We start from the raw sequence: 22233 nt of genomic DNA, 5'->3' as shown, positions 1-22233 counted from the left end.
AATGTAGATTCGGGGAGGTTTCCGATGCGCGTGGTCGTGGCGGGCGGCGGCGTGGCCGGGGCGGCGAGCGCGATCGCGTTCCGGCGGATCGGCGCCGAGGTGACGGTGTACGAGTCGCACGCCGACCCGGCGGGACCCGTCGGCTCCTTCATCAGCCTCGCCGCCAACGGGCTGCGCGGGCTGGAGGCGCTGGGCTGCCTCGACCGCGTCCGGGACGCCGGGTTCCCGGTCCCCCGCCAGCGGCTGTGGGCCGGATCCGGCAAGCTGCTGGGCGACCTGCCGCGCGGCCGGCTGTCGGACGACCCGACGCACAGCGTCACACTGTGGCGGGGCCGGCTGGTCGAGGAACTGCGCGCCGAGGCCGTCCGGCTCGGCGCCGAGATCGTCACCGGCGAGCGGCTCACCGGCGCGGACACCGAGCCCTCCGGCGGCGTGCGGGCCAGGTTCGAGAGCGGGCGCACCGCCGAGGGCGACCTGCTGACCGGCGCCGACGGCATCTGGTCGGCCACCCGCCGGATCCTCGCCCCGTCCGCGCCGGGGCCCGTCTACGGCGGCTACTACACCGTCTCGGGAGTGGCCTCGGGCGTGGACGCCGCACCGGGAACCCTCGAACCCGGAACGTTCAACATGGTGTTCGCGCGCGCCGGGACGTTCATCTCCATCGCCGTCCCCGACGGCACCGTGTGGTGGGCCGCGCAGGTCACCGCGCCGGAACCGCCCGGCCCCGGCACGATCACACCCGACTCTCCAGCCCGGCTCTACCGGGACGAGGAGCACCCCTCGGCCGTCCTGCGCGCCGCGACCGAGACGCACCGGCCCGCACCGCACCACGTCCTGGAGTCCGTGCGGGTCTGGCACGGCGACCGGACCGTCCTGGTCGGCGACGCCGCGCACCCGGTCGGGGCCGGGCAGGGCGCGTCGATGGCGGTCGAGGACGCCGTCGTGCTCGCCCGCGCCGCCGCCACCGAGCCGACGGTTCCCACCGCGCTCGCCGCCTACGAGCGCGACCGCCGCGCCCGTACCGCCAAGCTGGTCAGGATGGCCGCGGCCAACCGCGACGCCAAGACGGCCGGGCCGGTGGCGCGGCGCGTCCAGAACATCGTCATGCCGCTGGCCCTCCGCGTCTTCTACGAGCGCTCGACCGCCTGGCTCTACGACCACGACCTCGCGCCGCTCCCGCCGAGCGCGGCCTGATCAGCGCGGGTTCAGGGTGAGGCCGAGGTTCTGGAACTGCTCCACCGGGTGGTGGTAGCCGCGCTCGATGTGGTGGACGCCGCGCAGCGTGGACGGCCCCTCCGCCACCGCGGCGGCCAGGACGGCCGAGAACCCCGCCCGGATGTCGGGCATGGTCACGTCGCCGCCGCGCAGCTTGGAGACGCCGCGGACCACGGCCGAGTGCAGGGCGCTGGTGTCGTGGTAGCGGCAGGCGGGTCCGCCCAGGCACGTGTCGTAGACCTCGATCTCCGCGCCCATGCTCTTGAGCGCCGGCACGTACGCCAGCCGGTTCTCGTAGACGGTCTCGTGCAGCACCGACATGCCGTCGGCCTGCGTGAACAGGACCATCAGCGGGGTCTGCCAGTCGGTGGCGAACCCCGGATGGGTGTCGGTCTGCACGGCGGCGGGCCGCAGCCCCTGCGGCGCCGAGGCCATGATCCAGTCGTCGGTGATCTCGAACCGGGCGCCCATCCGGGCCAGCGTGGTGATCGCCGTGACCAGGCGGTCCTGCGGGCAGCCGTGGACGCGCACCTCGCCCCGGGTGACCAGCCCGGCCACCAGGTAGGAGAACGCCTCGATCCGGTCGCCGGCCAGGGTGGTCTCGGCGCCGTTCAGCCGCGCCACGCCCTCCACCACGATCCGCCGGTCGGGGCTGAAGGAGATCCCGGCGCCCATCCGCTGCAGGAACAGCGCCAGCTCGATGATCTCCGGCTCGGTGGCGGCGTTCCGGATCACCGTCTTGCCCTCGGCGAGCACGGCCGCCAGCAGCACCGTCTCGGTGGCGCCCACACTGGGGTAGGGCAGCTCGATCCGCGTGCCGCGCAACCGGGAGGCGCGGGCGTGGATGCCGTCGGCCGCGATCTCCACCTCGGCGCCGAACGCGCGCAGCGCGTCGACGTGGAAGTCGATCGGGCGGCGGCCGATCGGGTCCCCGCCCACCAGCGGGACGAACGCCTCGCCCGCGCGGTGCAGCAGCGGCCCGAGCATCAGGATGGGAATCCGGTTGAGACCGGTGAAGGCCTTGGGCACGTTCGGCTCGGCGACCGGACCGGTGGTGATCGTCAACTGGTCGGCCGAGCGCTCCACACTGGTGCCCAGATGCTCCAGCATCGCCGCGGTGATCCCGACCTCGCCGACGTCCGGCGCGTTCCGGATGACGCTCGGCCCGTCCCCGAGCATGGCGGCCACCATGTGCTTGCTCACGGCGTTCTTCGCCCCGCGAACGGTGACGTCACCGCGCAGCGGCCCGGACGGCTCGATCTCCCACACCTTTTCGGTCACCCGAGCAGCCTACGGGTGCCCCGGAGGACGACCAACCCGCAGCGCCGCGGCCGCTCCCGGCCGGCGGGCCTCCGCACTCGCCCGGCAACCGGGACGAATCCCCGCAGACCGACCCTCCCCAGCGACGCCGACATCCCCACACCAGATGTACGGACCCGGCCGAGAGGAGCCCACCTTCTCACCGCGGCAGGCCGTCCGGCCGGGGGTTGCCGTCGTACACGAACCAAAAAGGCAGATAAATGAGAAAGGGCCCCGCCGGTAAACCCGGCAGGGCCCTTTCCTAATATGTGTCCGGCGGTGTCCTACTCTCCCACACAGTCTCCCATGCAGTACCATCGGCGCTGAAGGGCTTAACTTCCGGGTTCGGGATGGGACCGGGTGTTTCCCCTTCGCCATAACCACCGAACGACCCACGCACACCAACCCCTGCAGGGCCGGCGGCAAGCTCGTTCGAGCCGTACGGCTCACACTATTCAAGACTCAAACACACGGGGTTCCCGTTTGTTCTCCGGGAACCACACAGGGACGCGAACACCAACCGCAGCAGACCTGCCGATCAGGGTGTGTCAAGCCACTCGGCCTATTAGTACCGGTCAACTCCACCCGTTACCGAGCTTCCATCTCCGGCCTATCAACCCAGTCGTCTACTGGGAGCCTTACCCCACCAAAGGTGGGAGGGAGAACTCATCTCGAGGAAGGCTTCCCGCTTAGATGCTTTCAGCGGTTATCCCGACCGAACGTAGCCAACCAGCCGTGCCCCTGGCGGGACAACTGGCACACCAGAGGTCCGTCCGTCCCGGTCCTCTCGTACTAGGGACAGACCCTCTCAATTCTCCTACGCGCGCAGCGGATAGGGACCGAACTGTCTCGCGACGTTCTAAACCCAGCTCGCGTGCCGCTTTAATGGGCGAACAGCCCAACCCTTGGGACCTACTCCAGCCCCAGGATGCGACGAGCCGACATCGAGGTGCCAAACCATCCCGTCGATATGGACTCTTGGGGAAGATCAGCCTGTTATCCCCGGGGTACCTTTTAGCCGTTGAGCGACACCGCTTCCACACGCCGGTGCCGGATCACTAGGCCCTGCTTTCGCACCTGCTCGACCTGTCAGTCTCACAGTCAAGCTCCCTTGTGCCCTTGCACTCACCACCTGATTGCCAACCAGGCTGAGGGAACCTTTGGGCGCCTCCGTTACTCTTTGGGAGGCAACCGCCCCAGTTAAACTACCCACCAGGCACTGTCCCCCACCCGGATCCACGGGTGCGGGTTAGACGCTCAAAACGACCAGAGTGGTATTTCACCAACGACTCCACCGACACTGGCGTGCCGGCTTCACAGTCTCCCACCTATCCTACACAAGACGCTCCAAACGCCAATGCCAAGCTATAGTGAAGGTCCCGGGGTCTTTCCGTCCTGCTGCGCGAAACGAGCATCTTTACTCGTACTGCAATTTCACCGGGCCTGTGGTTGAGACAGCGGGGAAGTCGTTACGCCATTCGTGCAGGTCGGAACTTACCCGACAAGGAATTTCGCTACCTTAGGATGGTTATAGTTACCACCGCCGTTTACCGGCGCTTAGATTCTCAGCTTCGACCCGAAGGCCTAACCGGTCCTCTTAACGTTCCGGCACCGGGCAGGCGTCAGTCCGTATACAGCGTCTTACGACTTCGCACGGACCTGTGTTTTTAGTAAACAGTCGCTTCCCCCTGGCCTCTGCGACCACCCCCAGCTCCGGCAGCAAGTGCCATCACCGGACGTGGTCCCCCTTCTCCCAAAGTTACGGGGGCAATTTGCCGAGTTCCTTAACCACAGTTCACCCGATCGCCTTGGTATTCTCTACCTGACCACCTGAGTCGGTTTAGGGTACGGGCCGCCGGTACACTCACTAGAGGCTTTTCTCGGCAGCATGGGATCACTCACTTCACCTAAAACGGCTCGGCATCACATCTCACCCTCAACGGCATGCGGATTTACCTGCACACCGGGCTACATGCTTACCCCAGGACAACCATCGCCTGGGCTGAGCTACCCTCCTGCGTCACCCCATCGCTCACCTACTACCCCCTCGGGCCGACCGCTAGGCCCGGAAGAAACCCGAAGGCTCCAACCAGGATTCAGGGTCTTAGCATCAGAGGATTCAGCGTTGGCGCATACCAGCGGGTACGGGAATATCAACCCGTTGTCCATCGACTATGCCTGTCGGCCTCGCCTTAGGTCCCGACTTACCCTGGGCGGATTAGCCTGCCCCAGGAACCCTTGGTCATCCGGCGGGAGAGTTTCTCACTCTCCATTCGCTACTCATGCCTGCATTCTCACTCCCACGCCCTCCACCACACGATCACTCGGCGGCTTCACCGGACGCAGGACGCTCCCCTACCCATCCCAGCCTCACGACTGAAATGCCACGGCTTCGGCGGTGTGCTTGAGCCCCGCTACATTGTCGGCGCGGAATCACTTGACCAGTGAGCTATTACGCACTCTTTCAAGGATGGCTGCTTCTAAGCCAACCTCCTGGTTGTCACGGCAACTCCACATCCTTTACCACTTAGCACACGCTTAGGGGCCTTAACCGATGATCTGGGCTGTTTCCCTCTCGACTACGAAGCTTATCCCCCGCAGTCTCACTGCCACGCTCTCACTTACCGGCATTCGGAGTTTGGCTGACGTCAGTAACCTTGTCGGGCCCATCGGCCATCCAGTAGCTCTACCTCCGGCAAGAAACACGCAACGCTGCACCTAAATGCATTTCGGGGAGAACCAGCTATCACGGAGTTTGATTGGCCTTTCACCCCTAACCACAGGTCATCCCCCAGGTTTTCAACCCTGGTGGGTTCGGGCCTCCACACCGTCTTACCGGCGCTTCACCCTGCCCATGGCTAGATCACTCCGCTTCGGGTCTACAGCATGCGACTCAAACGCCCTATTCAGACTCGCTTTCGCTACGGCTACCCGCCACCGGTTAACCTCGCCACACACCATAACTCGCAGGCTCATTCTTCAAAAGGCACGCCATCACGAACAACCCCCGAAAGGGCTGAGGACGCTCTGACGGCTTGTAGGCACACGGTTTCAGGTACTCTTTCACGACCCCTCACCGGGGCACTTTTCACCTTTCCCTCACGGTACTGGTCCGCTATCGGTCATCAGGAAGTATTCAGCCTTACCACGTGGTCGTGGCAGATTCACACGGGATTTCACGGGCCCCGTGCTACTCGGGAACACACCCAGAAGCCACTCAGATTTCGTCTACCGGACTCTCACCGTCTACGGTCGGCCTTCCCATGCCATTCGACTACCCGAGCAGTTTGTAACTTCTTGTCAGCACGGCAGCACTGACCGGATGGTCCCACAACCCCGCACACGCAACGCCTGCCGGCTATCACACGCGCACGGTTTAGGCTCCTCCGCTTTCGCTCACCACTACTCACGGAATCACTATTGTTTTCTCTTCCTGCGGGTACTGAGATGTTTCACTTCCCCGCGTTCCCACCAACCGCCCTATACATTCAGACGGCGGCGACACCCCATGACGGGTGCCAGGTTTCCCCATTCGGAAATCCCCGGATCAAAGTCTGGTTGCCGACTCCCCGAGGCATATCGCAGGCTCCCACGTCCTTCATCGGCTCCTGATGCCAAGGCATCCACCGTATGCCCTTAAAAACTTGAACACACAAAACGATCAACAAATCGCAACAGAGAACAAGAACCCCCGAAAGGGCCCTCATTCAGAGATGCTCGCGTCCACTGTGCAGTTCTCAAAAAACAACCGGGACCACCAGCCCCCCAGCCACCAACCGGCGACCAGGGCAACCAGCCCCGCAATCCAGAAGAAACAACCCAGCCCCATCACACCCGAGTCGAAGACTCTCGTGTTCAGGGGCTGAAGGGTCCGTTTCCTCAGGACCCAACAGCGTGTCCAGCTCCCCACCCGCCCGACGACCAACGTTCCCACTCCCGACCCCGAAGAGTCAGGCGGTACTAGCCGGCTCGCACGAGCGGCGAGCTGAATAACCAGTGCTCCACATCTATGAGCAGCCACCCGGCAGACACTCGCTGCCGAAGACGGCCACCGACCACAAGCCCCCTAGAGGCACTCGTAGCCGACTGTGCTCCTTAGAAAGGAGGTGATCCAGCCGCACCTTCCGGTACGGCTACCTTGTTACGACTTCGTCCCAATCGCCGGCCCCACCTTCGACCGCTCCCCCCAAAAAGGTTGGGCCACGGGCTTCGGGTGTTGCCGACTTTCGTGACGTGACGGGCGGTGTGTACAAGGCCCGGGAACGTATTCACCGCAGCGTTGCTGATCTGCGATTACTAGCGACTCCGACTTCACGAAGTCGAGTTGCAGACTTCGATCCGAACTGAGACCGGCTTTACGGGATTCGCTCCACCTCACGGTATCGCAGCCCTTTGTACCGGCCATTGTAGCATGTTTGCAGCCCAAGACATAAGGGGCATGATGACTTGACGTCATCCCCACCTTCCTCCGAGTTGACCCCGGCGGTCTCCCATGAGTCCCCACCCGAAGTGCTGGCAACATGGAACGAGGGTTGCGCTCGTTGCGGGACTTAACCCAACATCTCACGACACGAGCTGACGACAGCCATGCACCACCTGTCACCGGCCCAAAAGGACCCCGCATCTCTGCGAGTTTTCCGGCGATGTCAAGCCTTGGTAAGGTTCTTCGCGTTGCGTCGAATTAAGCAACATGCTCCGCCGCTTGTGCGGGCCCCCGTCAATTCCTTTGAGTTTTAGCCTTGCGGCCGTACTCCCCAGGCGGGGCGCTTAATGCGTTAGCTGCGGCGCGGAATCCGTGGAAGGACCCCACACCTAGCGCCCAACGTTTACGGCGTGGACTACCAGGGTATCTAATCCTGTTCGCTCCCCACGCTTTCGCTCCTCAGCGTCAGTACAGGCCCAGAGCACCGCCTTCGCCACCGGTGTTCCTCCCGATATCTGCGCATTTCACCGCTACACCGGGAATTCCATGCTCCCCTACCTGCCTCTAGTCTGCCCGTATCCACCGCAGACCCACAGTTAAGCCGTGGGCTTTCACGACGGACGCAACAAACCGCCTACGAGCTCTTTACGCCCAATAATTCCGGACAACGCTTGCGCCCTACGTATTACCGCGGCTGCTGGCACGTAGTTAGCCGGCGCTTCTTCTGCAGGTACCGTCACGTTAGCTTCGTCCCTGCTGAAAGAGGTTTACAACCCGAAGGCCGTCATCCCCCACGCGGCGTCGCTGCGTCAGGCTTCCGCCCATTGCGCAAGATTCCCCACTGCTGCCTCCCGTAGGAGTCTGGGCCGTGTCTCAGTCCCAGTGTGACCGGTCGCCCTCTCAGGCCGGTTACCCGTCGTCGCCTTGGTAGGCCATCACCCCACCAACAAGCTGATAGGCCGCGAGCCCATCCCCAACCGAAAAACTTTCCACCCTCACACCATGCGATGGAGGGTCATATCCGGTATTAGACCCGGTTTCCCAGGCTTATCCCAGAGTCAGGGGCAGGTTGCTCACGTGTTACTCACCCGTTCGCCGCTCGAGTACCCCCGAAGGGGCCTTTCCGCTCGACTTGCATGTGTTAAGCACGCCGCCAGCGTTCGTCCTGAGCCAGGATCAAACTCTCCATCAAGGTCCGAACGACGACTCCGAAAAGCCGCCAAACCTCAGGAAAAAATCCCAGCAAAACACCAACCCGTACACGGGCCGGTGCACTGCCTCAAAGAAATCCCCACCACGAACCCCCTACAAGAAGGGACCGCGGCCACGGGGTGGTCCGACCTAAACGGTCGAACCTATAAAGGCACTGGCTTTTAACACGCTGTTGAGTTCTCAAGAAACGGACACCCACCGCGTTCGCGCCCACTCTCGCGGGCCCGTCCTCCGGGGCAACCCTTCTAACTTACCAGGTCGTTCTCGGCTGTCAAGTTGATCTGCGAAGATCTTTTCGACATCTGAGAGTGATCCGGTTCCCGCGTACCAAGATCCGGCGTGCCCGAAGGCCGCCTTCTTGATCCTTGGGTAGTGCCCATCGGGCCGGCCACCTTGCGGCGTCCTGCATCCCGTCTCGGGCTGACCGACTCATCGTACAACAGGCCGAGCGGAGCTCGAACCGGTTTTGAGTCGGCCCGCCGGGGCCGTCCGCCTCTCGGCGTCCCGCATCCCCTTGGGCATGGATGACTTTAGGCGCACGGTCCGGACTCGTCAAATCAGTCCCTCGGGTCCCGTCCGTCTCTGGAACATCGCAGGTCACGCCGTACATAGGCGGGGCGCATTCGGGTACCGTGCGCTCCAGTCGGTCGCCTCGTGGCATGACCCCCCGCATCCCCTGGAGGCTCGGCGTGAAGGGAACTTCTTCCACCCGCCGTTCGGCCGAACGCCTGGTCGTCGCGGCGACCATGGGGCCGACCGTGCACAGCGTCCATGCGTGGCGTTTCACGGTGGTGCCCGGGCTGATCGAGGTACGGGCGGATCCGGACAGGTTCCGCGCGACCGGTGACCCCACGGGACGGAGGCTTCATCTGAGTTGCGGCGCGGCACTGGTCAATCTCCGCCTGGCCGCCGCGCAGCTCGGGCGCGAGGCCGTCGTCCGGCTCCTGCCGGATCCGTCGAGCCCCGCCCTCCTCGCGACGGTCCGCGTATCGGGCCGGCATCGTGTCACCAGGTTGGAGCGTCTCCTGTACGCGGCGACGCTCCGGCCGCTGCCGTCCGCGGGCGGTGGTACGGCCGCCAACGATCCGCTGCCGTCCGCGGTGCTGACCGAGCTGGCGGAGTCGGCACGGCTGGAGGGGGTGACCCTTCATCACCTGCCCGCCGACGGCCTCGTTCCGCAACGGGTCGTGCTGACCACCCGAGGCAGCGCCCCCGCCGACTGGCTACGTGCGGGCCAGGCGTTGCAGCGGGTGCTGCTCAGCGCGGCCACGCGTTCGGTCGTGGCGCGGTTCCGTTTCCAGGCGTACGGCGACGTCTCGTGGAACGTCCTGGAGGTGGTGCAGCCCGGCGACGTTCCCCAGGTGTTCCTTGAGCTGCGTCAGGATCGGCGTTCACTGCTCAAGGCGGCGGTACACCGAGAGCACGAAGGACAGCGGCACTGGCAGCGGATCGGGTAGCTCCGCGAGCCGCTTGTCCAGTTCTTCGGCTGGGACGTGGTGGGCGCTGGGCCCCATGCCCACGAGCGTGGCCGCGTCGTCCCGCGTCATCATCACCTCGGTCTCGAGCCCTTCACGGGTCTCCAGGGTGAAGCGGTCAGCGAGTGCCGTGTCCATGCGTTCGGTCTTCTGCTCGTCGACCGTCAGCAGCCCCAGGGAACTCACCAGCGTGCCCAGGTGGCGTTCCGACGGGGTGACGGCGTAGAGCGTCCCGCCCGGTTTCAGGACTCGCTGGAATTCGGCGGCGTTGCGCGGTGCGAAGACGTTCAGGATGGCGTCGGCCGCGGCGGACCGTACCGGCAGGGGGCGCCACAGGTCCGCGACGATCGCGCCTATGCGCGGGTGCGCGCGCGCTGCGCGGCGGGCCGCGTGCTTGGAGATGTCGAGGGCGAGGCCGACCGCCCCAGGCGAACGGTCCAGGACTGAGCGCAGGTAGTGGCCTGTGCCGGCTCCGGCGTCCAGGACGACCTCAAGGGGGCCCGCCACGCGATCGCTGAGCAGTTCCGTGAGCGGGGCGAAGTGGCCCGCTCCCAGGAAGCTCTCCCGTGCGCGCACCATCTCGGGGGTGTCCGCCGTGCCCGGCCGTGCGTGCCCTGAGAGCAGATTCGCGTAGCCCTGCCGGGCGATGTCGAACGCATGCCCGGCAGGGCAGCGCAACGCGCTGGTCTGCAGTGCGAGGCTGTCTCCGCATACGGGGCAGGCGAGGTGTTCGACGACGTCGGCCAGCATCCGTCCATCATCGACGATGCGCCGGCCCCGCCGGTGCGCGGCCCGCCCGGTCAGCGGCGCAGCGGCGAGGGGTCCCGGCCGGCGCCCGGCAGCGCGATCGCCACTTCCAGGACGCCGTTGCTGTAGCGGGTCGTCAGCGTGTCGCCGTCGGCCTCGTCCGGAAGCGTCATCACCCTGCGGAAGAGGCCGTAGGGGATCTCGGCGCGGTGCCGGGCCTTGTGGTCGTCACGGCGGATCGCCTTGATCTCGACGGTGTCCCCGCGCACCGAGACGTCGATGTCGCGGGCGGGGTCGACTCCGGGCAGGTCGGCGCGGATCACGTAGACGCCGTCCTCGACGTAGTCCTCGGCGCGAATGGGGCGCCCGGCCTGGCGGAGGCGGGCTACGGGCGCCGATCGGGCGACCCGGCGGAGTGGTCTCATCGGTCGCTCCTCCCTGACGGGCTTACGGGGTTGGTCTATCCGAAACCCTGGTCGGGTGAACGCGTCCAGGGGGTCGAATGGGCATGCTCCGCCCTCGCGTCTGGGCCTCGGTGGCACGTCCGCTTTCGGTCATCGCGGCGCGCCCCGGGTTCCGGGCCCTCCGGATATGCGGCGGGCGCCCCGCACCATGCGGCCGCACCGGAGAGACCGGGCGGCCGCATCGCGCATGGCACAACTGAAACCGCCCTGGGGAAGGCCGGGGCGGCTTGGAGGAGCAGAATCGGTCAGGAGGACTTGAGGCGGCTGCGGACGTCCTCCATGTCGAGCCCGCGCACCTGCTCGATCACGTTCTCCAGCGTCGGCGCAGGCAGGGCCCCGGGCTCGGCGAACACGATCACCCCGTCCCTGATCGCCATCAGCGTCGGGATGGAGGCGATGCCGAAGCGCTCGGACAGCTCCTGCTGGGCGTCGGTGTCGACCTTGCCGAAGACGATGTCGGGGTGGTTCCCGGCCGCCTTCTCGAACACCGGCGCGAACCGGCGGCACGGACCGCACCATTCCGCCCAGAAGTCGACCAGCACGATCCCGTCGCTCTGGGCCACCTCGTCGAAGTTCTCCGCGGTCAGTGTGACCGTCGCCATGTCATTCGCTCCTCGCTCGGGGTATCAGGACGGGTAGAGCGGTCAACGGCCTCGCAGTATTCCCCACCCGGGAATCACAGAGGGGTAATTAGGCGTTGTGCCTTCAGGGAGATCGCATCGGAGAAGGGTCAGGATGGCTGCAACCCGTACCAAGGGCGACAGGGTCGACGCCCCCGACAAGGATCTCGTCGGGGCGTATCTCGACCGGATCGGCCGCACGCCGCTGCTGGACGCGGTGGAGGAGGTTGATCTGGCGAAGGCGATCGAGGGGGGCCTGTACGCCGAACAGCTTCTGGAGCAGGGGACTCCGCCCGAGGGGGCGACCCTGGAGGAGCTCGAAGAGCTCGTCGAGGCGGGTCTGCGCGCCAAGCGCAGGTTCGTGGAGGCCAACCTCCGGCTCGTGGTCTCGATCGCCCGCAAGTACCCCACCGACTCGCTGCCCCTGATCGACCTCATCCAGGAGGGCAATCTGGGACTGATGCGCGCGGTGGAGAAGTTCGACTATCGCCGCGGCTACAAGTTCTCGACGTACGCGACATGGTGGATCCGCCAGGCGATCGGGCGTGGGCTCAGTCACACCGCCCGGACGATCCGGCTGCCCGTCCACGTGGAGGAGGAGCTGTCCCGGCTGCGCCGCGCCGAGCGGCAGCTGGGCCGCGAGCTCGGCCGCGAGCCGAGCCGGGAGGAGCTGGCCGAGGCGGTCGGCGCCGAGCCCGAGCACGTGGACGAGCTGATGCGGTGGCGCCGCGACCCCGCCAGCCTGGACGCGACCGTGGACGACGCCGGCGAGACGCCGATGGGCGATCTTCTGGAGGACCCGGAGGCCGTGACGCCGGAGGCGGAGATCCTCGCCCTGGACGATCTGGAGGGCCTGGCGCGGCTGCTGGAGCGGCTTCCCGAGCGGGAGTCGGCGATCCTGCGGGCCAGGTTCGGGATGGACAACGGGCAGCCGCTGTCGTACGCGCAGATCGGCGCCCGGTACGGCCTGAGCCACAACCGGGTGCGGCAGATCACCGACCGTTCGCTGCGGCGGCTGCGGCAGCTGGCGTCGGACGCCGACCTCAGCGGCCGCCGGGCGCTGGCGGGCACCGCCGCGGCCTCCGGTCCCGCAGGGGACGGGGAGCCGATGCGCGGGCGGCCCATGCGCGACACCACCCCCTCCAAGGCGGCCTGATCGCCGGATCCGAGTGACATCGATGTCCGTCCAGCCCGTGTGAGCGTTTCCCCCCAGGGACGGTCCGAACGATCTTCGGGCCGTCCCTCGCGCTTTCCGCGGGGGCCGGGGCTCCACGGGGCCGGGGGCGTGCTCGCCACGCCGTGCGCCCCATGCCGCGGGCCCGGCGTGCCATAGCCTTGTCCCGTCCAACGCAAGACTCCGCTCCACCGACCGTTCGCAGGGTAGAGATCTCGACATGGCCATGAACAACACGGGGGACCTCGACGCCTGGCGCGACCTCCCCGCACTCCAGCAGCCCGAGTGGGACGACCCGGCCGAGGTACGGGTCGTCGCCGAGGAGCTCGCCAAGCAACCGCCCCTGGTGTTCGCCGGCGAGTGCGACCAGCTCAGGGAGCGTCTCGGCGAGGTCGCCCGGGGCGAGGCGTTCGTGCTCCAGGGCGGCGACTGCGCCGAGACCTTCGAGGGCTCCAACGCCGACGCGGTCAAGAACAAGCTCAAGACGCTGCTCCAGATGGCGGTCGTGCTGACCTACGCCGCCAGCGTGCCGGTGGTCAAGATCGGGCGGATGGCGGGGCAGTACGCCAAGCCGCGGTCCAAGCCCACCGAGAGCCGGGGCGGCCTGGAGCTGCCCGCCTACCGGGGGGACGCCGTCAACGGCTTCGAGTTCACCCCTGAAGCGCGGCGGAACGATCCCTGGCGGCTGCTGAAGGCCTACCACAGCGCGGCGGTCACGCTGAACCTGTGCCGGGCGTTCACCAAGGGCGGCTACGCCGACCTGCGGCAGGTGCACGCGTGGAACCAGGATTTCGTGGCCAGCAGCCCGGCGGGGCGCCGCTACGAGCAGGTGGCCGGGGAGATCGACCGCGCGCTGACGTTCATGAAGGCGTGCGGCGTCAATCCCGACGAGTTCCACAGCGTGGAGTTCTACTCCAGCCACGAGGCGCTGCTGCTGGAGTACGAGCGGGCTCTGACCCGGGTCGACAGCCTCAGCGGGCTGCCGTACGACGTGTCGGCCCACCTGGTGTGGATCGGTGAGCGCACCCGGCAGCTGGACGGGGCGCACGTGGAGTTCCTGCGGCACATCCGCAACCCGATCGCGGTGAAGCTGGGGCCGACCTCGACGGCCGACGACGCGCTGGCGCTGATCGATCGGCTGGACCCCGGCCGGGAGCCGGGCCGGCTGACGTTCATCACCCGGATGGGGGCGTCGAAGGTGCGGCAGGCGCTGCCGCCGCTGATCGAGAAGGTGGAGCGGAGCGGGGCCCGGGTCGCCTGGATCTGCGACCCGATGCACGGCAACACCTTCGAGGCGCGCGGCGGGCACAAGACGCGCCGGTTCGACGACGTGCTGGACGAGGTCACCGGGTTCTTCGAGGTGCACCGGGCGCTGGGCACCCACCCCGGGGGCATCCACATCGAGTTCACCGGCGACGACGTGACCGAGTGCGTCGGCGGCGGGCACCCGATCGACGAGGACGATCTGCACCAGCGGTACGAGACGGCGTGCGACCCGCGTCTCAACCGCGGTCAGTCCCTCGACCTGGCGTTCATGGTCGCCGAGCTCTACCGCAAGACCCACTGACGGCGGCCGCCTCACCGACCGTCCGGCTCCCCCAGCGAGCCGGACGGTCAGTGGAACGAACGTCTCAGCCGGGCACGAGCCGGGAACGGGCGCCTCACCGGACGTGACCGCCTCAGCCGCCTCCGCGACCGCACAACGACCTCAGGTGTTGCGAGCGCGTCCGAAGGCAGGTTCAAGCGAAGCGAGAACCTGATCGCGGAGCGAGCCGCCAGGCGAGTTCGGAGCGATGCAGCGCTCGCCGTAGGCGCGACAAGCGACGAGCGCCAGCGAGGAGCGCAGCTCGCGCCTACACAGAAACCTCGGCCCAGACGACCTTGCCGCCGGTGACGGGGTCGGCGCCCCAGTCGTTGGCGAAGCGGTCGACGATGAACAGGCCGCGGTGCGATTCGTCCAGCGGCCCGGGGACGGTCAGCCGGGGCATCTGGGCGGCCCGGTCGCGGACCTCCACGCGGACCCGGCCCGGGCTGCGCAGCAGGCGCAGCTCCAGGGCGGTGCCGGCGTGCAGCACGGCGTTGGCGACGAGCTCGGCGACGATCGCGGTCACCAGCTCCTCGCGCTCCATCAGGGCCCAGGTGCGCATGGTGCGGGCCGCCAGCCTGCGGGCGTACTCGACCGCCTCGGTCTGGGGGGCCGCACGCAGTGTGGTCTCGGTCATGGGATCGCTCACCCAGCGCTCGCCGTGCAGGGTCGGGTACTCACCGTACAGGACCCGGCACCCACCGTGCGGGCTTTCGGCTTCGCGGTGCGGGGCCGCCGGGCGGTGCCGCGGCCCCGGGCGCCGTCGCCCATCAGCCGACCCCCTCCCCCGCCGCCCCGCCGATGAGGAAGCGGTCCAGGCCGGTGGTGCGCAGGACGTTCTCGACCCGGCCGTAGGCCCCGGTGACGGTGAGCGTCGCGTTCTGGGCGCGGGCGTGCTTGTAGGCGCGGACCAGCACGTTCAGGCCGGAGGAGTCGCAGAAGTCCACGGCGGTCAGGTCGACCACGACCTCGCGCTCGCCGGAGTCGACGAGCTCGGTGAGCCGCGCCCGCAGCTCGTCCGAAGAGTGCAGGTCGATGGAGCCGCGCGCGGCGATCGTCGCGCGGCCGTCCTGTCGTGTCGTGTGCAGAGCAAGCCCCACGCCACCCCACCTTACCGATTGTTGAGCTCCATCATGACGCCCGGAGAACGATGAGGGCAACGTCGTCGCCCGACGGTTCGGGACCGAAATCACGTACCGCGCGCTGGATCCGGGCGGCCACCGCGCCCGCGCTGAGCCCGGTGCAACCGGACAGAAGTCTTTCCAAACCGTGACCGTCGCCGAGCAGCCGGGCCCCTGAACGGCGTTCGGTGACTCCATCAGTAACACACAACAGCACCTGGCCGCGGCGCAGCTGGACGGTCTCGGTGCGGAACTCCACCCCGTCGAACACCCCCAGCAGCGGCTGCGGGGAGGCGGCCTCGGTGACCTTGCCGTCCGGGTCCAGGACCAGCGGCGGCGGGTGGCCGGCGCTGGTCAGCCTGATCGAGACGCCGTCGCGGCGGGCCCGCGCGGCGATCTCGCCGTGCAGCAGGGTGAGCAGCCGGCCGCGCTCGCCCTCGGCGAGGATGAGCCGGTTGAGCCGGGCCAGCACGTCGGGCACCGACATGTCCTCGGCGGCCAGGATCCGCAGGGCGTGCCGGGCCAGGCCGGTGACGGCGGCGGCCTCCGGGCCGGTGCCGCACACGTCGCCGATGGCGAAGCGCCAGCGGGAGGCCTTCGCGGACAGGGTGGCGGGGCCGGTGGTCTCGAAGACGTCGTAGAAGTCGCCGCCGACCTCGCTGCCCTCGCCGGCCGGCTCGTACACCACCGCGACCTCCAGGCCGGGGATGTCGGGGATGGCGGGCGGCAGCAGGCTGCGCTGGAGCGCGCTGCTCATGGCGGTCTGCTCGGAGTAGAGCCGGGCGTTGTCGACGGCCAGGGCGGCGCGGCGGGACAGCTCCTCGGCCAGCTCGATGGCGCTGCGCGGGAAGCGGTCGCCGGGCGGGCGGCCGATCACGATGGTGCCGATCCGGCGGCCGCGGGCGATCAGCGGGAAGGCGTAGGCCTGGTCGGCGGCGGTGGCCCCGGCCGCGGCCCGCACGTCCGGCGGGGCGGTGGCCAGGCCGTTCCAGGGGCCGGGCGAGTCCATCGGGGGCGCCATGTCGGCGTGCTCCAGCAGCTCGCGCAGGCCGTCGGAGCGGGTCTCGTCGGCGTGCCAGACGTAGGCCAGGCGGGCGGCGCCGGCGTCGGTGACGGTGTAGACGGCGCACCAGGTGGACAGCCGGGGGACGACGAGCTGGGCGACCAGGGCCATGGTGCGCTCCTGGTCGAGGGTGCCGGCGAGCAGGTCGCTGGCCTCGGCGACGAAGCTGAGCCAGCCGCGCCAGGACCGTTCCAGCTCGCCCACCCTGGCCTTCTCCAGGGAGAGCGACATCTCGTCGGCGATGCGGCCGAGCCGGGTCGCGGTGGACTCCTCGAAGCGGCCCGGGGCCGCGGACACGGCGACGACGACGCCGGTCAGTCGCCCCTGGGACTCCAGGGGCGCGGCCGCGAGGGAGCGGGCCCGCAGGGCGGCGGCGATGGGGTCGGAGGCGTCGGAGGACACCCAGGGCGAGCCGGCGCGGGCGTCGGGGCCGAGGTTGACCACCGACAGCTCCCCCAGCGGCACGTCGCCGGGCAGGCCCGCGGAGGCGCCCAGCACCAGGCGCCCGTCGCGCTCGGTGAGCAGGACGGCGGCGGCGTCGGCGTCCAGGACGTCGCGGACGGTGGTGACGGCGGTCTCCAGCGACTCGCGGGCGGCCGGGGAGCGCAGCATGCGGTCGCCGGCGCCGGGCAGCGGGGCGGCGGCGTCGCTCGCGGCCGCGTCCCGCAGGCTCCGCCCGCCCAGCGCGTCGCGGTCGCCGCGCGGGGCGTTGCGGGCGCGTCCGGCGCGGCCGTCCCGCCGGGAGCGGACGCCACCGGCCTCGGCGCCGCCGCGCGGGCCGCCGAACGCCCCACCGGAGCCCGCCCCCGCCCCGGGCTCCTCCGAGGACACCCGGGGCCCCGAGGCGCCGTTGGACGCCCCGGGCCGCGGCAGCCGGAACCACACGCCCTTGGTGCGGCGGTCGTAGGTGACGCCCCAGGACGCCGCCAGCCGCGCGATCGACGGCAGGCCCCGGCCGCTGGAGGCGCTCATTCCGGGCATCGCGACCGAGCGGGTGGGGTGCAGGTCGCGGACCTCGACGAGGATGTCGCCGTCGGCGGTCAGCCGGCAGGCCACCTCGAAGGAGGTCCCGGCGTAGGTGACGGCGTTGGTGGCCAGCTCGCTGGTGGCCAGCACGGCGTCGTCGGCGGCCTCGTCCATGCCCCACTCGGCCAGCACCCGCCGGACGAACTGGCGGGCGTCCGCCACCGAGGCCGCGGCGGACGGGAAGGTGGCCGACACCGTCTGCCGTTCCAACAGTCGATCCTCACTCGTCGCGGTCATCGCCCGCCGCGCACGGCGGGGCGTGGGTCTGGCTATCGTGGCAGACCGGCCGACCACTCGGCCAGAAAAGCCCCGCCGCCAGGGATAAAGCCCTACCGCACGGTAAGCACGACAGACGGTAACACGAAGACTACAAGCCCGCGCCGGCGGCGCAGGCGTCCCATCACGGCCGCCTCCCGCCCCTGTGGCGACGTAGAGTACAGATGCGGCCCCGGAGGAAGGTATCCGTGGTTCCCCTGCACCCATACGCATACCCACATCGCGGGCCAGGAGGTCGAACAGCATGCCCCGTACCGCGTCCGGCACCCGCCACAACGGCGGTTCGTTCCGTGACACGACACCCCGGTACAGTGACGCCGACCTGGCGCCTCTCCTGAAGGCGCTGGCCGCCGTCCGGGACGGCAAGATCCGGACGGAGGTCGACGTGCCCGGGGAGGGCGCGGTGGCGGAGGCGGCGGCGATCCTGGAGGAGATCCGGGACAACGGCGAGCAGCTGGCGACCGGGCTGAGCCGGGTGCGCCGCGAGATCGGCCGGGACGGGCAGCTGCGCGGCCGGATCCCCGCGGGCGCGCTGAAGGGCGCCTGGGGGATGGCGGTCGAGGACGCCAACGCGATCATCGACAAGCTGACCGATCTGGCCACCGGCATGTACCAGGTGGTCGAGGCGGTGGCGCAGGGCGACCTGAACCAGCGGGTGGAGCTGCGGGTGCGCGGCCGTCCCATGCGCGGCGAGCTGCTGCGGATGGCCAAGTCGGTCAACGGGATGGTGGAGCTGCTCGACCAGTTCACCTGGGAGGTCACCCAGTTCGCGCGGGAGGTCGGCACCGAGGGCCGGCTGGGCGGGCAGGCGTCGGCGCGCGGCATGACCGGCCGGTGGCGGGACGTGACCTCCGCGGTGAACGCGATGGCGGGGCGGCTGACCGACCAGGTCCGCGACATCGCCGAGGTGACCACGGCGGTGGCGCGGGGCGACCTGACCCGGAAGGTGACCGTCGAGGCGACCGGTGAGCTGCAGGAGCTGAAGCTCACCGTGAACACCATGGTCGACCAGCTGTCGGCGTTCGCCGACGAGGTCACCCGGGTGGCCCGGGAGGTGGGCACCGAGGGGCAGCTGGGCGGCCAGGCCAACGTGCGGGGCGTGAGCGGGGTCTGGAAGGACCTGACCGACAACGTCAACGCGATGGCCAACAACCTGACCTACCAGGTCCGCAACATCGCCCAGGTCACCACGGCGGTGGCCGAGGGCGACCTGGGCAAGAAGATCACCGTGGACGCGCAGGGCGAGATCCTGCAGCTGAAGCTGACGGTGAACCAGATGGTCGACACGCTGTCGGCGTTCGCCGACGAGGTGACCCGCGTCGCCCGCGAGGTGGGCACCGAGGGGCGGCTGGGGGGCCAGGCCCGGGTGCCCGGGGTGAGCGGCGTGTGGAAGGACCTGACCAACAACGTCAACGGGATGGCGTCGAACCTGACCTACCAGGTCCGCAACATCGCGCAGGTGACCACGGCGGTGGCGCAGGGCGACCTGACCAAGAAGATCACGGTCGACGCGCAGGGCGAGATCCTGCAGCTCAAGGACACCATCAACACCATGGTCGACACCCTGTCGGCCTTCGCCGGCCAGGTGACCCGGGTGGCCCGCGAGGTGGGCGCGGAGGGACGCCTGGGCGGCCAGGCGAAGGTGCACGGCGTGAGCGGGGTCTGGAAGGACCTCACCGACAACGTCAACTCGATGGCGAACAATCTGACCACGCAGGTCCGCGGGATCGCGCAGGTGACCACGGCCGTCGCGCAGGGCGACCTGACCAAGAAGATCGCCGTCGACGCGCAGGGCGAGATCCTGCAGCTCAAGGACACCATCAACACCATGGTCGACACCCTGTCGGCCTTCGCCGCCGAGGTCACCCGCGTCGCCCGCGAGGTCGGCACCGAGGGGCGGCTGGGCGGCCAGGCGATCGTGCCCGGCGCCGGCGGCATGTGGAAGGACCTGACCGACAACGTCAACGGCATGGCCGGCAACCTGACCTACCAGGTGCGCAACATCGCGCAGGTGGCGACGGCGGTCGCGCACGGCGACCTGACCCGGCGCATCGACGTGGACGCCCAGGGCGAGATCCTGGAGCTGAAGACCACGCTGAACACCATGGTCGACACGCTGTCGTCGTTCGCCTCCGAGGTCACCCGGGTGGCCCGGGAGGTGGGCATCGAGGGGCGGCTGGGCGGCCAGGCCGAGGTGGAGGGCGTCTCGGGCACCTGGAAGCGGCTGACCGAGAGCGTGAACGAGCTGGCCGGCAACCTGACCACCCAGGTCCGCGCGATCGGCGAGGTGGCCAGCGCGGTCGCCACCGGCGACCTGAGCCGCAACATCACCGTCGGGGCGCGCGGCGAGGTCGCCGAGCTCAAGGACAACGTCAACCTGATGGTCGCCACCCTGCGCGAGACCACCCGGGCCAACGAGGAGCAGGACTGGCTCAAGACCAACCTGGCCCGGATCGGCGGGCTCATGCAGGGCCACCGCGACCTCATGCAGGTCGCCGAGCTGATCATGAGCGAGCTGACCCCGACCGCCAACGCCCAGTACGGCGCGTTCTACCTGGCCGAGCACTCCGGCGAGGAGACCGAGCTGGCGCTGATCGCCGGGTACGGGGTGCGCAAGAACCGCGCCGGGGCGCTCCGGTTCGCGCTGGGCGAGGGCCTGGTCGGGCAGGCCGCGGCCGAGCACCGCACGCTGCTGATCGCGGACGCCCCGGCCGACTACATCAAGATCGGGTCGGGGCTGGGCGAGGCGGGCCCGGTCAACATCATCGTGCTGCCGATCATGTTCGAGGACTCGGTGCTGGGCGCGATCGAGCTGGCCTCCTTCGCCCGGTTCACCGACGTCCACCTGGCCTTCTTCAGCCAGCTGATCGAGACGATCGGGGTCACCCTCAACGCGATCAGTGCCAACACCCGGACCGAGGCGCTGCTGACCGAGTCGCAGCGGCTGGCCCAGGAGCTGCAGGAGCGCTCGGACGAGCTGCAGCGCCAGCAGGGCGAGCTGCGCAACTCCAACACCGAGCTTGAGGAGAAGGCGGCGCTGCTGGCCCAGCAGAACCGCGCGATCGAGATCCAGAACTTCCAGATCGAGCAGGCCCGGCGCACCCTGGAGGAGCGCGCCGAGCAGCTGGCCATCTCCTCGCGCTACAAGTCCGAGTTCCTGGCCAACATGTCGCACGAGCTGCGCACCCCGCTCAACAGCCTGCTGGTGCTGGCCAAGCTGCTGTCGGAGAACCCGGGCGGCAACCTCACCGACAAGCAGGTCGAGTTCGCCCAGACCATCCACGACTCGGGCACCGACCTGCTGGAGCTGATCAACGACATCCTGGACCTGGCCAAGGTCGAGGCCGGGAAGATGGAGCTGCACCCGCAGCGGCTGGCGGTGTCCGGGCTGGTCGACTACGTCGACGCCACCTTCCGGCCGCTGGCGGTCGACAAGGGCCTGCACTTCGGGGTGGAGGTCTCCCCCGAGGTGCCGGGCCTGCTGCACACCGACGAGCAGCGGCTGCAGCAGGTGCTGCGCAACCTGCTGTCCAACGCGGTCAAGTTCACCGCCGAGGGCGAGGTGCGGCTGCGGATCGAGCGGGCCGGCGACATCAGCTTCACGCTGCCGGCGCTGTGGAACACCCCGGACGTGATCGCCTTCCGGGTGATCGACACCGGGATCGGGATCAGCGCCGACAAGCTGCAGGTGATCTTCGAGGCGTTCCAGCAGGCCGACGGCACCACCAGCCGCCGCTACGGCGGCACCGGGCTGGGCCTGTCGATCAGCCGCAACATCGCCCGGCTGCTGGGCGGGGAGATCCACGCCGAGAGCGAGCCGGGCCGCGGCAGCGTGTTCACCCTCTACCTGCCCGCGCAGTACTCCGAGCCGGACGGGCGGCGCCGCTCGGTGCTGCCCGACGAGCCGGTGCCGGCGGCGGTCACCGCCACCGCGACCGACCCGGGCGCCGCGGCGACCGCGCCGCCGATGGACCCGTCCATGGACCGGGTGCTGGCGGCCGAGCAGTCCGCCCCCGCCGGCGACCGTCGGGGCGAGTCCGAGCCGAGTCTGAACGGGCTGCTGGACGAGCCGCCCGCCGACTTCCTCGACACGGTGCTGTCCGGCCGCAAGGTGCTGATCGTCGACGACGACGTCCGCAACGTGTTCGCCCTGACCAGCGTGCTGGAGGGCTACGGCATGGAGGTGCTGTACGCCGAGGACGGCCATGCCGGCATCGAGGTGCTGCACCGCAACCCGGACGTGGCGCTGGTGCTCATGGACGTGATGATGCCCGGCCTGGACGGCTACGCCACGACCGCCGCGATCCGGGAGATGCCGCAGTTCGCCGAGCTGCCGATCATCGTGATCACGGCGAAGGTGATGAAGGGCGACCGGGAGAAGAGCCTGGCCTCCGGCGCGTCGGACTACGTCCCCAAGCCCGTGGACGTGGACCATCTCCTGGACGTCATGCGCAACTGGCTGCAACCCTCCATCGTCCGCTAGCCGCGCGGCCGACAATGGGGGCGGGCGGGCGCGGTGCGCCCGCCCGGACG

The 22233-nt window shown here is 68.9% G+C and carries 12 protein-coding genes and 3 rRNA genes; 5 read left to right on the top strand and 10 right to left on the bottom strand.

Annotation, left to right across the window (positions count from 1 at the left end):
• The first annotated feature begins 24 nt into the window (after positions 1–24).
• The gene (locus tag ACZ466_RS42435; protein ID WP_378282405.1) at positions 25–1194 is read left to right on the top strand and encodes an FAD-dependent oxidoreductase; all 1170 of its coding nucleotides are present in this window, start codon (positions 25–27) and stop codon (positions 1192–1194) included.
• Here ACZ466_RS42435 and murA read toward each other — a convergent pair whose 3' ends face one another.
• The 4 genes from murA to ACZ466_RS42415 all read right to left on the bottom strand — a co-directional run bounded on the left by murA (position 1195) and on the right by ACZ466_RS42415 (position 8129).
• Complete coding sequence (gene murA / locus ACZ466_RS42430) at positions 1195–2496, bottom strand: UDP-N-acetylglucosamine 1-carboxyvinyltransferase (protein ID WP_378282406.1); 1302 nt, start codon at positions 2494–2496, stop codon at positions 1195–1197.
• A 289-nt stretch (positions 2497–2785) separates the two neighbouring features.
• A 5S ribosomal RNA gene (rrf, locus tag ACZ466_RS42425) occupies positions 2786–2902 on the bottom strand.
• Positions 2903–3058: 156 nt separating this feature from the next.
• Positions 3059–6164 (bottom strand): 23S ribosomal RNA (locus ACZ466_RS42420).
• A 449-nt stretch (positions 6165–6613) separates the two neighbouring features.
• Positions 6614–8129, bottom strand: a 16S ribosomal RNA gene (locus ACZ466_RS42415).
• The 16S, 23S and 5S rRNA genes sit together here, the layout of an rRNA operon.
• A gap of 679 nt (positions 8130–8808) precedes the next feature.
• On the opposite strand from ACZ466_RS42415, the gene ACZ466_RS42410 reads away from it, so the two are divergent.
• Complete coding sequence (locus ACZ466_RS42410; protein ID WP_378293273.1) at positions 8809–9606, top strand: hypothetical protein; 798 nt, start codon at positions 8809–8811, stop codon at positions 9604–9606.
• On the opposite strand, the gene ACZ466_RS42405 is transcribed toward ACZ466_RS42410, so the two are convergent.
• The 3 genes from ACZ466_RS42405 to trxA all read right to left on the bottom strand — a co-directional run bounded on the left by ACZ466_RS42405 (position 9541) and on the right by trxA (position 11437).
• On the bottom strand, positions 9541–10374 hold the full coding sequence (locus tag ACZ466_RS42405; RefSeq protein ID WP_378293275.1) for a putative RNA methyltransferase: 834 nt from the start codon (positions 10372–10374) through the stop codon (positions 9541–9543). The two genes, ACZ466_RS42410 and ACZ466_RS42405, sit on opposite strands and share 66 nt — an antisense overlap.
• A 50-nt stretch (positions 10375–10424) precedes the next feature.
• On the bottom strand, positions 10425–10796 hold the full coding sequence (locus ACZ466_RS42400) for an Hsp20/alpha crystallin family protein (RefSeq protein WP_378293277.1): 372 nt from the start codon (positions 10794–10796) through the stop codon (positions 10425–10427).
• A 284-nt stretch (positions 10797–11080) separates the two neighbouring features.
• Positions 11081–11437: a thioredoxin gene (gene trxA / locus ACZ466_RS42395; protein WP_378293279.1), complete on the bottom strand. Its 357-nt coding sequence runs from the start codon at positions 11435–11437 to the stop codon at positions 11081–11083.
• Positions 11438–11570: 133 nt separating this feature from the next.
• Between trxA and ACZ466_RS42390 the strand changes: the two genes are divergently transcribed.
• Positions 11571–12611: a sigma-70 family RNA polymerase sigma factor gene (locus tag ACZ466_RS42390; RefSeq protein ID WP_378293281.1), complete on the top strand. Its 1041-nt coding sequence runs from the start codon at positions 11571–11573 to the stop codon at positions 12609–12611.
• A 244-nt stretch (positions 12612–12855) separates the two neighbouring features.
• Complete coding sequence (locus ACZ466_RS42385) at positions 12856–14196, top strand: class II 3-deoxy-7-phosphoheptulonate synthase (protein WP_378293288.1); 1341 nt, start codon at positions 12856–12858, stop codon at positions 14194–14196.
• A gap of 286 nt (positions 14197–14482) precedes the next feature.
• Here ACZ466_RS42385 and ACZ466_RS42380 read toward each other — a convergent pair whose 3' ends face one another.
• From ACZ466_RS42380 to ACZ466_RS42370, 3 genes are all read right to left on the bottom strand, one after another.
• Positions 14483–14851 carry an ATP-binding protein gene (locus ACZ466_RS42380; RefSeq protein ID WP_344588797.1) on the bottom strand — a complete coding sequence of 123 codons (369 nt, stop codon included), beginning with the start codon at positions 14849–14851 and terminating at the stop codon, positions 14483–14485.
• 133 nt (positions 14852–14984) lie between these two features.
• Positions 14985–15314 (bottom strand): STAS domain-containing protein, encoded by a 330-nt coding sequence (locus tag ACZ466_RS42375; RefSeq protein ID WP_378293284.1) that lies wholly within the window; start codon positions 15312–15314, stop codon positions 14985–14987.
• A 31-nt stretch (positions 15315–15345) separates the two neighbouring features.
• On the bottom strand, positions 15346–17634 hold the full coding sequence (locus ACZ466_RS42370) for a SpoIIE family protein phosphatase (protein WP_464041901.1): 2289 nt from the start codon (positions 17632–17634) through the stop codon (positions 15346–15348).
• A gap of 310 nt (positions 17635–17944) precedes the next feature.
• On the opposite strand from ACZ466_RS42370, the gene ACZ466_RS42365 reads away from it, so the two are divergent.
• Positions 17945–22183, top strand: a complete 4239-nt coding sequence (locus tag ACZ466_RS42365) for a HAMP domain-containing protein (RefSeq protein ID WP_378291064.1) — start codon at positions 17945–17947, stop codon at positions 22181–22183.
• Positions 22184–22233: the final 50 nt, after the last annotated feature.

It is taken from the genome of Actinomadura rugatobispora (assembly GCF_055379765.1).
The sequence above is the reverse complement of the archived record's forward strand: the minus strand, read 5'-3'. Positions and strand labels throughout refer to the sequence as shown.

Excerpts from the sequence above, each read along its gene's own strand:
- ACZ466_RS42380 (WP_344588797.1), bottom strand. The coding sequence starts at position 14,851 with ATGACCGAGACCACACTGCGTGCGGCCCCCCAGACCGAGGCGGTCGAG.
- ACZ466_RS42400 (WP_378293277.1), bottom strand. The coding sequence starts at position 10,796 with ATGAGACCACTCCGCCGGGTCGCCCGATCGGCGCCCGTAGCCCGCCTC.
- ACZ466_RS42435 (WP_378282405.1), top strand. The coding sequence starts at position 25 with ATGCGCGTGGTCGTGGCGGGCGGCGGCGTGGCCGGGGCGGCGAGCGCG.
- ACZ466_RS42390 (WP_378293281.1), top strand. The coding sequence starts at position 11,571 with ATGGCTGCAACCCGTACCAAGGGCGACAGGGTCGACGCCCCCGACAAG.
- trxA (WP_378293279.1), bottom strand. The coding sequence starts at position 11,437 with ATGGCGACGGTCACACTGACCGCGGAGAACTTCGACGAGGTGGCCCAG.
- ACZ466_RS42405 (WP_378293275.1), bottom strand. The coding sequence starts at position 10,374 with ATGCTGGCCGACGTCGTCGAACACCTCGCCTGCCCCGTATGCGGAGAC.
- ACZ466_RS42365 (WP_378291064.1), top strand. The coding sequence starts at position 17,945 with ATGCCCCGTACCGCGTCCGGCACCCGCCACAACGGCGGTTCGTTCCGT.
- ACZ466_RS42385 (WP_378293288.1), top strand. The coding sequence starts at position 12,856 with ATGAACAACACGGGGGACCTCGACGCCTGGCGCGACCTCCCCGCACTC.
- ACZ466_RS42410 (WP_378293273.1), top strand. The coding sequence starts at position 8,809 with ATGACCCCCCGCATCCCCTGGAGGCTCGGCGTGAAGGGAACTTCTTCC.